Annotated in this window: 11 protein-coding genes; 2 read left to right on the forward strand and 9 right to left on the reverse strand. The window is 73.8% G+C overall.

Annotation, left to right across the window (positions count from 1 at the left end):
• Window positions 1-128: 128 nt before the first annotated feature.
• On the reverse strand, window positions 129-923 hold the full coding sequence (locus LG396_RS32240) for a metal-dependent hydrolase (protein WP_037741789.1): 795 nt from the start codon (window positions 921-923) through the stop codon (window positions 129-131).
• Between the two features lie 147 nt (window positions 924-1,070).
• On the opposite strand from LG396_RS32240, the gene LG396_RS32245 reads away from it, so the two are divergent.
• A complete protein-coding gene (locus LG396_RS32245) occupies window positions 1,071-3,596 on the forward strand; it encodes a DEAD/DEAH box helicase (RefSeq protein WP_225797474.1) in 2,526 nt (841 codons plus the stop codon).
• Between the two features lie 74 nt (window positions 3,597-3,670).
• Here the strand turns inward: LG396_RS32245 and LG396_RS32250 are convergent, their stop codons facing one another.
• Window positions 3,671-4,666: a DUF6397 family protein gene (locus LG396_RS32250; protein WP_225797475.1), complete on the reverse strand. Its 996-nt coding sequence runs from the start codon at window positions 4,664-4,666 to the stop codon at window positions 3,671-3,673.
• Between the two features lie 107 nt (window positions 4,667-4,773).
• Here LG396_RS32250 and LG396_RS32255 point away from each other — a divergent pair, with 107 nt between their 5' ends.
• Window positions 4,774-5,202, forward strand: coding sequence for a PPOX class F420-dependent oxidoreductase (locus LG396_RS32255; protein ID WP_018836251.1), 429 nt, complete (start codon window positions 4,774-4,776; stop codon window positions 5,200-5,202).
• A 37-nt stretch (window positions 5,203-5,239) separates the two neighbouring features.
• Here the strand turns inward: LG396_RS32255 and LG396_RS32260 are convergent, their stop codons facing one another.
• The 7 genes from LG396_RS32260 to LG396_RS32290 all read right to left on the reverse strand — a co-directional run bounded on the left by LG396_RS32260 (window position 5,240) and on the right by LG396_RS32290 (window position 12,278).
• A complete protein-coding gene (locus LG396_RS32260; RefSeq protein WP_018836250.1) occupies window positions 5,240-5,854 on the reverse strand; it encodes a GTP-binding protein in 615 nt (204 codons plus the stop codon).
• On the reverse strand, window positions 5,835-6,254 hold the full coding sequence (locus tag LG396_RS32265; protein ID WP_026276229.1) for a DUF742 domain-containing protein: 420 nt from the start codon (window positions 6,252-6,254) through the stop codon (window positions 5,835-5,837). Before LG396_RS32265 ends, LG396_RS32260 begins: the two co-directional genes overlap by 20 nt.
• Window positions 6,255-6,272: 18 nt before the next feature.
• A complete protein-coding gene (locus tag LG396_RS32270) occupies window positions 6,273-6,710 on the reverse strand; it encodes a roadblock/LC7 domain-containing protein (RefSeq protein WP_018836248.1) in 438 nt (145 codons plus the stop codon).
• On the reverse strand, window positions 6,707-9,793 hold the full coding sequence (locus LG396_RS32275; protein WP_372483604.1) for a sensor histidine kinase: 3,087 nt from the start codon (window positions 9,791-9,793) through the stop codon (window positions 6,707-6,709). Before LG396_RS32275 ends, LG396_RS32270 begins: the two co-directional genes overlap by 4 nt.
• 79 nt (window positions 9,794-9,872) lie before the next feature.
• The gene (locus LG396_RS32280) at window positions 9,873-10,652 is read right to left on the reverse strand and encodes an MHYT domain-containing protein (protein WP_225797477.1); all 780 of its coding nucleotides are present in this window, start codon (window positions 10,650-10,652) and stop codon (window positions 9,873-9,875) included.
• Window positions 10,653-10,828: 176 nt separating this feature from the next.
• Entirely contained in the window at window positions 10,829-11,011 is a 183-nt protein-coding gene (locus LG396_RS32285) for a tail-anchor membrane protein (RefSeq protein ID WP_027746601.1), read from the reverse strand.
• A gap of 214 nt (window positions 11,012-11,225) precedes the next feature.
• Window positions 11,226-12,278: a fatty acid desaturase family protein gene (locus tag LG396_RS32290; RefSeq protein ID WP_100298222.1), complete on the reverse strand. Its 1,053-nt coding sequence runs from the start codon at window positions 12,276-12,278 to the stop codon at window positions 11,226-11,228.
• Between the last annotated feature and the right edge of the window lie 236 nt (window positions 12,279-12,514).

Consider the following 12,514-nt stretch of genomic DNA (forward strand, 5'->3'; position numbering starts at 1 on the left):
GGCGCCCCCCCGGGGGGGGGGGGCGGGGCCCGGGGGGGGGGGGCGGGGGCGCCCGGCCCGGGGCCGGGCCCCCCGCCCCTCGTTCGCGCCCCGGCCGGGACCCTTCCGTGACCCCGGCCGGGGCGTCGTCAGCCGATGATGCCCATCGCGGTGAGCCCGCCGGCGGTGCCGGCCAGCATGAAGACCGGCATCAGTATTTTCAGCTCGATCCAGCTGCCGGCGCGAAAGCGCATGAAGCCGGGCGGGCCGATCGGGTACCAGCGCCGGCGACCCACCGGGATCGGCCACAGGACGGGGCAGCCGGAGACGGTGAGGGCGTCGCCGAGGTCGTGGACGAGGGCGCCGAGGACGATGGGCAGGCCCAGCCACAGGTACTCCTGGCCGGGGTCGGTGAAGAGCCAGTCGGAGCCGTTGCCCGGCTTGTCGAGAACGGCGGCGAGGATCCAGGCGCTGGTGGCGCCGAGCAGCCACACCAGCACGTCGCTGGAGACCCGGGCGGCCCGCCACAGCAGTCCCTCGATGGCCAGCACCATGTGGACGAAGAGGATCCCGAGGACCGCCCACCGGCCGCCGAGCACCGCGAGCGCGGAGAACCCGGCGCCGACCAGCACCGCCCACAGCCAGGTGTGCGTCAGGGTGCGGTGGCCGCCGGAGCGGCGGGGGTCGCCGCGCTTCTTCGTCGCCTTGTAGACACTGGCGGAGAGCTTGTCGATGACCTCGCACAGCATGCGGGACAGCGGGCCGAAGGCGCGGGAGATGGTCGCGGACTTGTGGTCGAGGTCGGGTGCGAGGGCCGCGCCCGCGCAGATGAGGGCGCCGACGACGAGCACCGGCCAGGGCATCTCGTGGCCCGCGGCGGTGGCCGCGGCGCCCACCCCCAGCCACGCCGCCGCCCCCGAAAGCGAGTGCGCTGGACCCATCATGAACGCTCCCCCACCCCTCGTCCGCCCGTGTGGTGAACGGCCGTTGGCCCCACCCGTTCCGTCCGTCGGCGGCACAGCCTAGCGCGGGTGATCTTCACACGTGCCGGGGGTTCACACTTCGGGGGCGGCGGAGGGCAGTATGGACGGGTGACCCTCATCGATCAGATTCCGCCCACCGCCGACCCCGACGACCTCTTCGAGGCGTTCTCCTCCTGGACCGAGGAGCGGGGCATCTCCCTCTATCCGGCGCAGGAAGAAGCTCTGATCGAGGTCGTCTCCGGCTCGAACGTCATCCTGTCCACCCCCACCGGCTCCGGGAAGTCGCTGGTCGCGGCAGGCGCGCACTTCGCGGCCCTGGCCCGGGACGAGGTCTCGTTCTACACCGCGCCCATCAAGGCCCTGGTGTCGGAGAAGTTCTTCGACCTGTGCAAGATCTTCGGCACGGAGAACGTCGGCATGCTCACCGGCGACGCCTCCGTCAACGCCGACGCACCCGTCATCTGCTGCACCGCCGAGGTGCTGGCGTCCATCGCGCTGCGCGACGGGAAGGACGCCGACATCGGCCAGGTGGTGATGGACGAGTTCCACTTCTACGCCGAGCCGGACCGCGGCTGGGCCTGGCAGATCCCGCTGCTGGAGCTGCCGCAGGCGCAGTTCGTGCTGATGTCCGCGACGCTCGGCGACGTCTCCCGCTTCGAGGAGGACCTGACCCGGCGCACCGGCAAGTCCACCGCGGTGGTCCGCTCGGCGACCAGGCCGGTCCCGCTGTCGTACGCGTACCGCACCACACCGCTCACCGAGACGCTGACGGAGCTGCTGGAGAACCGGCAGGCGCCGGTGTACATCGTGCACTTCACCCAGGCGCAGGCGGTGGAGCGGGCGCAGGCGCTGATGAGCATCAACATGTCCACCCGCGCCGAGAAGGACGAGATCGCCGCCCTCATCGGCAACTTCCGCTTCACCACCCGGTTCGGCCAGCAGCTCTCCCGCTACGTGCGGCACGGCATCGGCGTCCACCACGCCGGGATGCTGCCCAAGTACCGGCGGCTGGTGGAGAAGCTGGCGCAGGCGGGGCTGCTGAAGGTCATCTGCGGAACCGACACCCTCGGCGTCGGCGTCAACGTCCCGATCCGCACGGTGCTGTTCACCGCGCTGACCAAGTACGACGGCAGCCGCGTGCGCACCCTGCGGGCCCGCGAGTTCCACCAGATCGCCGGGCGCGCCGGCCGGGCCGGCTTCGACACCTCCGGGCTGGTGGTGGCGCAGGCGCCGGAGCACGTGGTGGAGAACGAGAAGGCGCTCGCCAAGGCCGGCGACGATCCGAAGAAGCGCCGCAAGGTCGTCCGCAAGAAGCCGCCCGAGGGCTTCGTCAACTGGTCGCAGAACACCTTCGAGAAGCTCATCGCCGCCGATCCGGAACCGCTCACCTCCCGCTTCCGCGTCACCCACGCCATGCTGCTGTCGGTCATCGCCCGTCCGGGCAACGCTTTCACCGCCATGCGCCGGCTGCTGGAGGACAACCACGAGTCGCGCAGGAAGCAGCTCCGGCACATCCGCCGCGCCATCGCGATCTACCGCTCCCTCCTCGACGGCGGCGTGGTGGAGCAGCTCGACGAGCCGGACGCGCAGGGCCGCATCGTGCGTCTGACCGTCGACCTGCAGCAGGACTTCGCCCTCCAGCAGCCGCTGTCCACCTTCGCGCTGGCCGCCTTCGACCTCCTCGACCCCGAGTCCCCGTCCTACGCGCTCGACATGGTCTCCGTGGTGGAGTCCACCCTCGACGACCCCCGGCAGATCCTCGCCGCCCAGCAGAACAAGGCGCGCGGCGAGGCGGTCGCGGAGATGAAGGCGGACGGCGTCGAGTACGAGGAGCGGATGGAGCGGCTGATGGACGTCGGCTACCCCAAGCCGCTGGAGGAGCTGCTGTCCCACGCCTACGGCCTGTACCGCAAGAGCCACCCGTGGGTCGGCGACCACCCCCTCTCCCCCAAGTCGGTCATCCGGGACATGTACGAACGGGCGATGACCTTCAGCGAGTTCGTCTCCCTCTACGAACTGGCCCGCACCGAGGGCATCGTGCTGCGCTACCTCGCCAGCGCGTACAAGGCGCTGGACCACACCGTGCCGGACGAGCGGAAGTCCGAGGACTTCGAGGACATCGTCGCCTGGCTCGGCGAGATGGTCCGCCAGGTCGACTCCAGCCTGCTGGACGAGTGGGAGCAGCTGGCCAATCCGGCGGAGGAGACCGCCGAGCAGGCCATGGAGCACGCCGACCAGGTCCGCCCGGTGACGGCCAACGCCCGCGCCTTCCGGGTCCTCGTGCGCAACGCGCTCTTCCGCCGGGTGGAGCTGGCGGCGCTCGACGACGCGGACGGACTGGGCGCGCTGGACGAGGAGTCCGGCTGGGACGCGGAGCGCTGGGGCGAGGCCCTGGACGCGTACTGGGAGGAGTACGAGGACATCGGCACCGGTCCCGACGCCCGCGGGCCGCGGCTGCTGCGGATCGAGGAGGACCCGCAGCACGCGCTCTGGCGCGTCCGCCAGACCTTCGCCGACCCGGAGGGCGACCACGACTGGGGCATCTCCGCCGAGGTGGACCTGACGGCCTCCGATGCCGAGGGCCGCGCCGTCCTCCGCGTCACCGGCGTCGGCCCCCTGAGCGCGTCCGGCTGAGCGGGCAGCCGGGCTGGGCGGGCAAACCGGCCGGCGGGCGGTGCGGCTGAGCCGGTCGTCGGGCCATGCCGCCGTCAGCGCGGCAGGCCCGTACGCCGACGGCGGCCCCGGCGCAGCCAGTTGAGGCTGCCGCGCCGCGATCGGGTCCCTCCCGCCGGGCGCGCCGGCGGAGCGCCGCCGGGCGGCGGCGCCGGAGCCGTGAGCAGGGCCGCAGGAACCGGGAGCGGGGTCGCGTACTCGGAGCGCGCCGCCTGGAGCTCCACGGCCAGGCCCAGCCGGAAGCCCAGTGCTTCCGCGTCGGACTCCGCCAGCAGCACGCCCTCCACCACCCGGCGGGCCGACTCGCTGCCCCCGAGGGCCGGCGCGACCAGCTCCGCCCGGTGCTCCACGACGCGCGCCCGCTCACCGGCGTCGGGCACCTCCTCCGCCAGCGCCGCGTCGCTCAGCACCGCCGCATACGCGCCCGCCCGCTCCCACGGGTCCACCCGCTCCGCGAGAAGCTGCTCCACCCGCCGCTGCCGCCAGCCGCGGGCCCGCACGTCCGTCCCCTCGGCCAGCTCCACCCGCATCGCGGGCGGCAGCGGGCCGCGCAGCAGCCCCGGCTCGCGGTCCCCGAACTGCTCCACCTCCGTGGCGAGATAGAGCCATACCACGACGCGATACCGGTTCACATAGAACCGGGCAGGCGCGAAGCACCCCGCGCGCGCCAGCCGGGTGAAGCGGACGGGCGAGACGCCCAGCTCCTCCGCCCCCGCGACCGTCCCCACCAGCCGCAGCCGCTCACGCAGCGCAGCCGACGCGCCCGCCCCGGCGCTCCCGGCACCGGCCTCCGCGTCCTCCGCGCGCAGCCGCGCCACCTCGGCCCGCGCCACCCTGCGCCGCCCGCCGGCCCGCTGCGGCGGCTCCGTCAGCACCAGCCCGAGCTGCACAGCCAGCTCCAACTCCCGCGGCAGCAGCCCCAGCTCCGCCGCCGCCCGGCCGAACGGCAGCGGCTCCGCCCGCTCGCCGGCCGCGCCCGCCGTCCGCGCACCTGTCCGCGCACCCGTGCCCGCATCGGTCCGTACCACCATGGCCGTCTCCCCCGTCGTCGCTCGAAGAGCCCCATCTCGATTACTCTCAGTGACGACCTTAGCGCGTCGCTCCCCGCCCCGCCTCCCCCTGTGGATAACGTGCTCCCATGGGCGAGAAGATGACCGACGAAGAGTGGCGCACCTTCGTCTCCGCAGGCACCCGCACCGGCAAGCTGGCCACCGTCCGCGCCGACGGCAGCCCCCACCTGGCTCCCATCTGGTTCGTGCTCGACGGCGACGAGTTCGTCTTCAACACCGGCGAGAACACCGTCAAGGGCCGCAACCTCGCACGCGACGGCCGCGCCACCCTGTGCGTCGACGACGAGCGCATGCCCTACTCGTTCGCCGTGCTGTCGGGCCGCGCCCGGCTCAGCGACGACCTGGACGCGATGCGCCACTGGGCCACGGTCATCGCCTCCCGCTACGTCGGGAAGGACCTCGCCGAGACCTACGGCGCGCGCAACGCCGTCCGGGGCGAACTCCTCGTCCGCGTCGCCATCGAGAAGGTGGTCTCCGAGGCCCGCGTCGCCGAGTGACGCCCGCCGCCCGGCCGGGCCCGCGGCGGTGCCGCGCTCACCCCACCGGCTCGGTGCCGACCGGGTCGAGCAGCCGGGCCGTATGCACCCGACCCGCGTACTCGACCAGCCTGATCAGCACCTCCTTCCCCGAGTCGCGGTCGCGGGCGTCGCACAGCACGACGGGGGTGCCCTGGTCGAGGTCGAGCGCGCGGGCGACCTCGTGGGCGCCGTAACTGCGCGACTCGGGAAAGCAGTTCACGGCGACGATGAACGGGATGCTGCGGTGCTCGAAGTAGTCCACCGCGGGGAAGCAGTCCTGCAGCCTGCGCGTGTCGGCCAGCACCACCGCGCCCAGCGCGCCGGTGGCCAGCTCGTCCCAGAGGAACCAGAAGCGGTCCTGACCGGGCGTGCCGAACAGGTAGACCGCGAGCCCGGCGCGGATCGTGATCCTGCCGAAGTCCATCGCCACGGTGGTCGTGGTCTTCTCGTCCACACCGCCCGTGTCGTCGACGGCGGTGCCGACCTCGCTCAACTGCTCCTCGGTGCGCAGCGGACGGATCTCGCTGACGGAGCCGACCAGAGTGGTCTTGCCCACCCCGAAGCCGCCGGCGATGAGGATCTTCAGCGCCAGCGCGTCGTCGACCCTGCGGTCAGAGGGCGCGGAGTCCATCGATCACTTCTCTCAGGATCTTCTCGTCGGGAAGCTGCGCCGGCGGTACGGGCCTGCTGACCCGTACGCAGCCGAGTTCGACCAGGTCGCCGAGGAGTACCCGTACCACCCCTACCGGCAGATCGGTCTCCGCCGCCAGTTCCGCGACGGACTGGGTCTCGATCCGGCAGAGGTCGACGAGCGCCCGGTGCTCGGGTCCGAACGCCTCGGCCTCCTTCCCCGCCGCCTCGAGCGCCTCTTCCTCCAGGTCGATGAGCGCGATGAGGTCGAACCGTACCGTGGTCGTCACCGGCCGGGTCCGGCCGCCGGTCATCGCGTAAGGGCGGACCAGCGGGCCGGCCTCGGCGTCGTACCAGTGACTGCCGTGGTGCGGAGGGGTGCCACTCATATCTTCAGTCATAACGTGTCACCGCCTTGCTCAGCCCGGATTCCGCGGCTTCGCTGCGGCCGTTCGCGGAGCGGTGTATAGGTGTTCGCCCACCCGTGTGACCAGGCGGGCCATCTCGTACGCGACGAGGCCCATGTCCGCGGTCGCGGCGCTGAGGACGGCAAGACAGGAGCCGTCCCCGGCCGCGGCCACGAAGAGGAAGCCGTCGTCCATCTCGACCATGGTCTGCCGTACGCCGCCGGCGCGGAAGTGCCGCCCGGCGCCCTTGGCGAGACTGTGGAAGCCGGACGCGACCGCCGCCAGGTGCTCGGCGTCCTCGCGCGAGAGGGTCCTGGAGTGGCCGACCGCGAGGCCGTCACCGGAGAGCACCACGGCGTGGTGCACGTCGGCGACGCGCCTGACGAGGTCGTCCAGCAGCCAGTCGAGTCCTCCGGATCTCTTCGTGTGCACGGTGTCCGGCTCGATCATGAGCGGTCTCCTTCCCTCGGCGTGTGCGCGGTCTCGTCCGGCTCCCGGCGCTCGCCACCGGGTTCACCGCCGTGCGGGCGGCCCGCGGGGAGGCCGCCCCCGCGTAACCAGCCGCTGCGGTACGCGGCCATGCGTGCGCGCGCCTCCTCCGGCGTGCGCTCCCGCGGTGCGGGGATGCCCGCGGCACCGGGGCGGCGCGCTGCGGTGTCCCCGCTGCCGGTGTCCGCGCCGCCGTCCGCGCGGCCCGGGGCGTCCGTGCCGCCGTCGGCGGAATCCGGCTCCAGCCTCAACTGCGGTGCCATGCTCGCCTGCCGTACGCGCCTGGGCAGCTCCGTGACGTCCCCGGGCGACTGGACGGCAGCCGCCTCCTGCCCGGCGCGCCCGGCGTACGCCCCGGTCCGGCCGCCGGCCCCGCCGCCGCCCGCCTCCTCGTCCGGGACCGCCGCGCGGCCGTCCGGGCCGTCGGCCCCGTCCAGTCCTTCAGCGCCTTCCAGCCCGTCCGCGCCGTCCGCCGGGTCCGCGCCGAGCCGGGCCCGCAGCAGGACCACGTCCTCCCGCGACGCCAGCACCGGCCGCTCCCCCACCGGCCCGACGGCCGGTCGCCCCGGCCCGGGCCCGGTGCTCCACGGCCCCGGCAGCGCCCGCCCGGCCCGCCGCTCCGGCAGCCCGTTCTCCGTGACCCGCGCCCCCTTCAGTGCGCCGTGGGCGCCGCGCGCACCGGAGCCGCCCCCGTCCGCGCCGGTGCGCGCCGGCGCCCCGGCCCGGCCCGGCGGCAGCCCCGGAACCTTCGCCCCGCCCGGCAGCCCGGCAACCGGCCCGCCGGGGAACGGCCGCGCCGCCCCGCCCCGCGTCCCGGCCCCCGGGTCCAACGCCCCCTCCACCGCCGCCTCCAGCAGCGCGGTGGGCAGCAGCACCACCACCGTCGTCCCCCCGTACGCCGAATCCCGCAGGCTGACCTGGATCCCGTGCCGCGCCGCCAGCCGGCTCACGACGAAGAGCCCCAGCCGGTCGCTGTCGAAGAGGTCCAGCGCCTCCGACTGCCGGATCCGCAGGTTCGCGGCCGCCAGCGCCTCCTTGCCCATGCCGAGGCCGCGGTCCTCGACCTCGATCGCATAGCCGTTGCCGACCTGCTCGCCGTACACCCGCACCTTGGTGTGCGGCGGCGAGAACTGCGCGGCGTTCTCGACCAGTTCCGCCAGCAGATGCGTCAGGTCGGCCACGGCCGCGCCCACCACGGCCACGTCCGACAGCGCCCGCACCTCCACGCGCGCGTAGTCCTCCACCTCCGAGACGGCGGCCCGCACCACGCTCTGCAGCGGCACCGGCATCCGCCAGGCCCGGCCGGGAGCCGCGCCGGAGAGGATGATCAGGCTCTCGGCGTGCCGCCGCATGCGGGTGGTGAGGTGGTCGAGCCGGAAGAGGTCGTCCAGTTCCTCGGGGTCCTCGGCGCGCCGCTCCATGCTGTCCAGCAGGGCGAGTTGGCGGTGGACGAGGACCTGGCTGCGGCGGGCGAGGTTGACGAACACCCCGGAGATGCCGCTGGCCAGCTCGGCCCGTTCGACGGCGGCGCGCAGCGCCGCCCGGTGCACGGTGGTCAGTGCCTCGCCGACCTGCGCCATCTCGTCGTCGCCGGGGTCGCCCCTGGGCGCCTCGCCGGCGATGTCGATCTCCTGTCCGGCGCGCAGCCTGCGCATGGCGTGCGGCAGCTTGCGGCGGGCGAGTTCGAGCGCGGAGTTGCGCAGACCGACGAGTTCGACGATCAGCCCGCGGCCTATCCGTACGGAGATGAGGAGCGCCGCGGCCACGGCCGCCAGGCCCAGGATCGCCGCCGCGCCGGAGGGGGTGAGCACGCCGTCGGCGAAGGGGTCGGTGGCCGCGGCGGCCGCGGCGTGCTCCCGGCCGACCTCGCGGATGGCTCCGGCCACGTCCTCGTACGGGCCGTCCCACGCCTGCGCGGGGGCGGCGGCGACGGCGGCGGTGCCGGAGTCCGCGGCGGCCACGGCCTCCTCCAGCTCGCCGAGTTCGCGGTACGCCTCGCTCGTGCTCGCCTGCCGCCAGACCTCCGCCTCGCCGCCACCGAGGTCGGCGGCGGAGCCCTGCTCCAGGATCGCGCGGGCGGACGCCGCGTCGGCGAAGGCGCGGTGGTGCGCGGCGCTGAGGGAGCCGCGGAGCTGCCCCGCGGCCAGCAGGGCGTCCTCGCGGGCGAGCATCTCGCCGGCCCGGCCGAACTCCAGCAGCACCCGGGCCTCGGACGCCGCCTCGGCGCCCTGGATCCCCGTCAGCGCGCCGGAGACGTCGAAGGCGCGGCCGACGGCCGCGGTGTACTCCTCGTACGTCCGCGACCATCCCGTCGTACGCGCCTCGACCTCGGTGCGCAGCCGGCGCAGCGACTCCGTGCCCGAGACGAACCCGTCGAGCCGCCGGGTGACGTCCCGGGGCAGGTCGGCGCCCTCGGCGACGGTGTGGCCGCCGTCGAGCCGCAGCCGGTCGACGGCCCGGTCGGTGCGGACGGTCGCCGCGCCGTAGGCGCCGCGGCGGTCGTCGCCGGGCCCTGCGAGATATCCGGCGGCGGCGCGCCGTTCGTCCTGGAGGGCCGCGACGGCGGCGGCGAGCGGCTGCCGCACCTCGGTCTCGACCTGTTCGATCTGGCGGAGCCGGGAGACGTCCTGCGCGGTGCCGACGGTGGCGTGGCCCCACAGCGCGATCAGGGAGACGACCGGCACGGTCAGCAGGCAGATGACCCTCGCGCGCACGGTACGGGGCCCGAACCTCCGGCGCCGCCCGCGATGGCCGGACGCCGGCGTGCTCTGTGCCTCCCCCGTGCCCGAACCGCCGGATCTCCCCTGCTCCCCGGCGCTCTCCGCACCCGGCGCGCCCGATCCGTCAGGCCCGTCCGGCCCGTCCGGCAGGTGCGTGCGCTCCCAGGCGCTCGGCCCCGGTGGCGGCGCGGGCTCGTCGGCGGGCGGCCCCGCGTGCGCCCGTCTGCCGCGTAACGGCGCGGGCACGGGTCCTGGCACCGGCGGCACCGCCCCGCCCGCCGTACCGGACGGGCCGCTCGGCGGGTTGCTGTCCGGGGTTCGCATGGCCACCTCATATCGGTTTGCGGGGACCGGCCCGCCCCGCGGGGTCCGTCCGGCCGGTGTGCGGGCGCGGCGCGGCCTGCTAGGCCGCGCCGGGCGCTCGGGTCAGGCTCTGGGCGGAGACGGTGGCGGCGCGTTCCGCGGCGCTCGGCGTGAGCGCGATGAACGCCGAGGTGAGGAAGAGGTACGAGCCGAGTCCCACGGTCAGTGGGAAGATGAACTGCGTGGCGGTGGCCCCGGCCAGGGCCTCGGGCGAGGGTGTGACGGTCACGGACACGGCCGCCATCCCGGTGTAGTGCATGCTCGTGATCGCCGCCCCCATGCAGAGGGAGGCGAGGCCCACGGCGAGCGGGGAGCGGATGTTGAGCGCGGCCCACAGCGCGGCGGTGGCCGTGGCCACCGCGATCAGGATGGAGAGTGCGACTGCCGGGAGGTCGTAGGCGATCGACCCGTGCAGGCGTACGGCGGTCATCCCGATGTAGTGCATCGCGGCCACGCCGAGACCGGTGGCGAGGCCGGCGATCAGCATCGAGACGCCGCGGGCGCGTTCGGAGCCGAGCGCGAAGGCGCCGGCTCCGGCGACGGCCATGGCGACCACGAGGCTGAGGACGGTGCGGGGGATGTCGTAGCGGATCTCGGTGCCGCTGACGCTGAAGCCCAGCATGGCGATGAAGTGCATCGTCCAGATGCCGGTCCCGATGGCGGACGCGCCGGTGAGGAGCCAGTTGCGCCGGGAGCGGGCGGTGGGGGCCGCCAGCGCCTGGTCGGTGCAGCGCAGCCCGAGCGCGGCGCCGAAGCACGCCATCGCGTACGAGAGGACGGGTGTCAGCCACCCGTAGGCTGCGTGGTCGAGGTGTCCCATGTCTCAGGGACGCTAGTCCGGTTGGGGGCGCACGACCGGGGCGCATGCCAAACCTGACTGAATTTGACAGAGTCATGCCCTCGACCGATCAGGCAGCACCTAAAGAGGCACATCCCTGTCACATTGGTGGTGACATGTGCCTCGCGGTCGCGTGCCTCCGCAAAGGGGGCGCACGCTCAGCGGCCGAGTTCCTTGCGGGTCACCCTCTTGAGCCTGCGGCGCTGCCCGGGGTCGAGCGCCAGGTACGCGGCCACCGGCACACCGACTATCACCAGCACGGCGATCCAGAACGAGGTCAACCACCACAGCAGCAAGCCGACCGCCACCCCGCCGGCCGCGACTTTCCCTCGATTCGACATCTTCCTGCCTCCTACAGCGGCGGCACACCGCCCTCGACTGGGGAACGGCTGCGCCGCTCCCCCGGTTCCTTTATCCCATGACCGGAGCCGGAGGGCGTCATACATGTGGATGAGGGACCCATTACGGGACGGGCGTCCTTTACGGGACGCGAGGGGCGCACCCGCTCACGGGACGGCGGGGGTGCGCCCGGCCGCGGGCGGCGGCAGCGCGCCCCTACGGGGCGGCAGGGGTGCGCAGCGGCTCGCCGACCTCGTGCATGTGCTCCAGCGCCAGCCGGTACGACTCGACGGCGCTGGTCTGCGCGTACGGCAGCCCGAGCGAAGCGCAGTGCGCGCGCACCAGCGGCTGGACACGGCGCAGGTGGGGGCGGGGCATGTTGGGGAAGAGGTGGTGCTCGATCTGGTAGTTCAGGCCGCCCATCAGCCAGTCGGTGACGGCGCCGCCGCGCACGTTGCGGGAGGTGAGCACCTGGCGGCGCAGGTGGCCCCAGTCGTCGTCGCCGGCCTCGGGCATCTCCATGCCCTTGTGGTTGGGCGCGAAGCACATCCCCAGGTGCAGGCCGAAGACCGCGTGCTGCACCAGCGCGAAGACCACCGCCTTGCCGGGCGACATGGCGGTCAGCAGCAGGGTCGCGTAGCCGATCACGTGGGCGCCGAGGAGGACCGCTTCGAGGCGGCGCTCGCCCGGGTCCTGCCGGCGCAGGTCCTGCCAGCTGGAGACCTTCAGCGCAATGCCCTCCAGGAGCAGCATCGGGAAGAACAGGGCGGCCTGGTGGCGGGTGAGCCAGCGGGCGAAGCCCTCGCGCTGCGCGGCCTGGCGCTGGGTCCACACCAGCGCGCCGACGCCGACGTCCGGGTCCTTGTCCACGTGGTTGGGGTTGGCGTGGTGGCGGTTGTGCTTGTCGGTCCACCAGTGGTAGCTCATGCCGATCAGCAGGTTGCCGTGGAAGAGCCCGAGCGCCCGGTTGGCCTTGCGGGTCCCGGCTATCTGCGCGTGACCGGAGTCGTGCCCGATGAAGGCGGTACGGGTGGTGAAGACCGCGGCCGGCACCGCGAGGAAGAGGGTCCACCAGGTGTTGCCCAGGAGGTGGATGCCGACGCCGGTGGCGGCCAGCGCCAGCAGCGTGATCGCGATGCTGAACCCGTACCAGCCGCGCCGCCGGCGCAGCAGCCCGGCGGCCTTCACCTCCCGCAGCAGCGGCGTGAACTCCGAACTCCTGGCGGTGGCCGACCCCTTGGCGGTCGGCGTGACAGCGGCCTGCGGCATGGCGCCTCCGGTCTCTCGGTGCGAGGACCTCGACGCTACGGAACCGGACAGCTCGGCGCGGTGACGTCAGCACCCGGACCACCCGGGTGCAATCCACCCGGCACAAGGTAGTGCCAGATACACCCCCCGCCACCCCGCACGCGGAAAAGTGAAGTTGATCACTCCCCCTCGGCGTCCGGTTCGGCACCGTCTGAGGTACCCTCGACCGCCCGGTAGTCAAACTTGAGGAGTGCGTC

Origin of the sequence: Streptomyces aculeolatus, from assembly GCF_020400605.1 — a bacterium.
Lineage (GTDB): Bacteria > Actinomycetota > Actinomycetes > Streptomycetales > Streptomycetaceae > Streptomyces > Streptomyces aculeolatus.

Bases quoted from the DNA above. Each gene is read 5' to 3' on its own strand.
- LG396_RS32240 (WP_037741789.1), bottom strand. From the start codon at position 923: ATGATGGGTCCAGCGCACTCGCTTTCGGGGGCGGCGGCGTGGCTGGGG.
- LG396_RS32250 (WP_225797475.1), bottom strand. From the start codon at position 4,666: ATGGTGGTACGGACCGATGCGGGCACGGGTGCGCGGACAGGTGCGCGG.
- LG396_RS32255 (WP_018836251.1), top strand. From the start codon at position 4,774: ATGGGCGAGAAGATGACCGACGAAGAGTGGCGCACCTTCGTCTCCGCA.
- LG396_RS32260 (WP_018836250.1), bottom strand. From the start codon at position 5,854: ATGGACTCCGCGCCCTCTGACCGCAGGGTCGACGACGCGCTGGCGCTG.
- LG396_RS32265 (WP_026276229.1), bottom strand. From the start codon at position 6,254: ATGACTGAAGATATGAGTGGCACCCCTCCGCACCACGGCAGTCACTGG.
- LG396_RS32270 (WP_018836248.1), bottom strand. From the start codon at position 6,710: ATGATCGAGCCGGACACCGTGCACACGAAGAGATCCGGAGGACTCGAC.
- LG396_RS32275 (WP_372483604.1), bottom strand. From the start codon at position 9,793: ATGCGAACCCCGGACAGCAACCCGCCGAGCGGCCCGTCCGGTACGGCG.
- LG396_RS32280 (WP_225797477.1), bottom strand. From the start codon at position 10,652: ATGGGACACCTCGACCACGCAGCCTACGGGTGGCTGACACCCGTCCTC.
- LG396_RS32285 (WP_027746601.1), bottom strand. From the start codon at position 11,011: ATGTCGAATCGAGGGAAAGTCGCGGCCGGCGGGGTGGCGGTCGGCTTG.
- LG396_RS32290 (WP_100298222.1), bottom strand. From the start codon at position 12,278: ATGCCGCAGGCCGCTGTCACGCCGACCGCCAAGGGGTCGGCCACCGCC.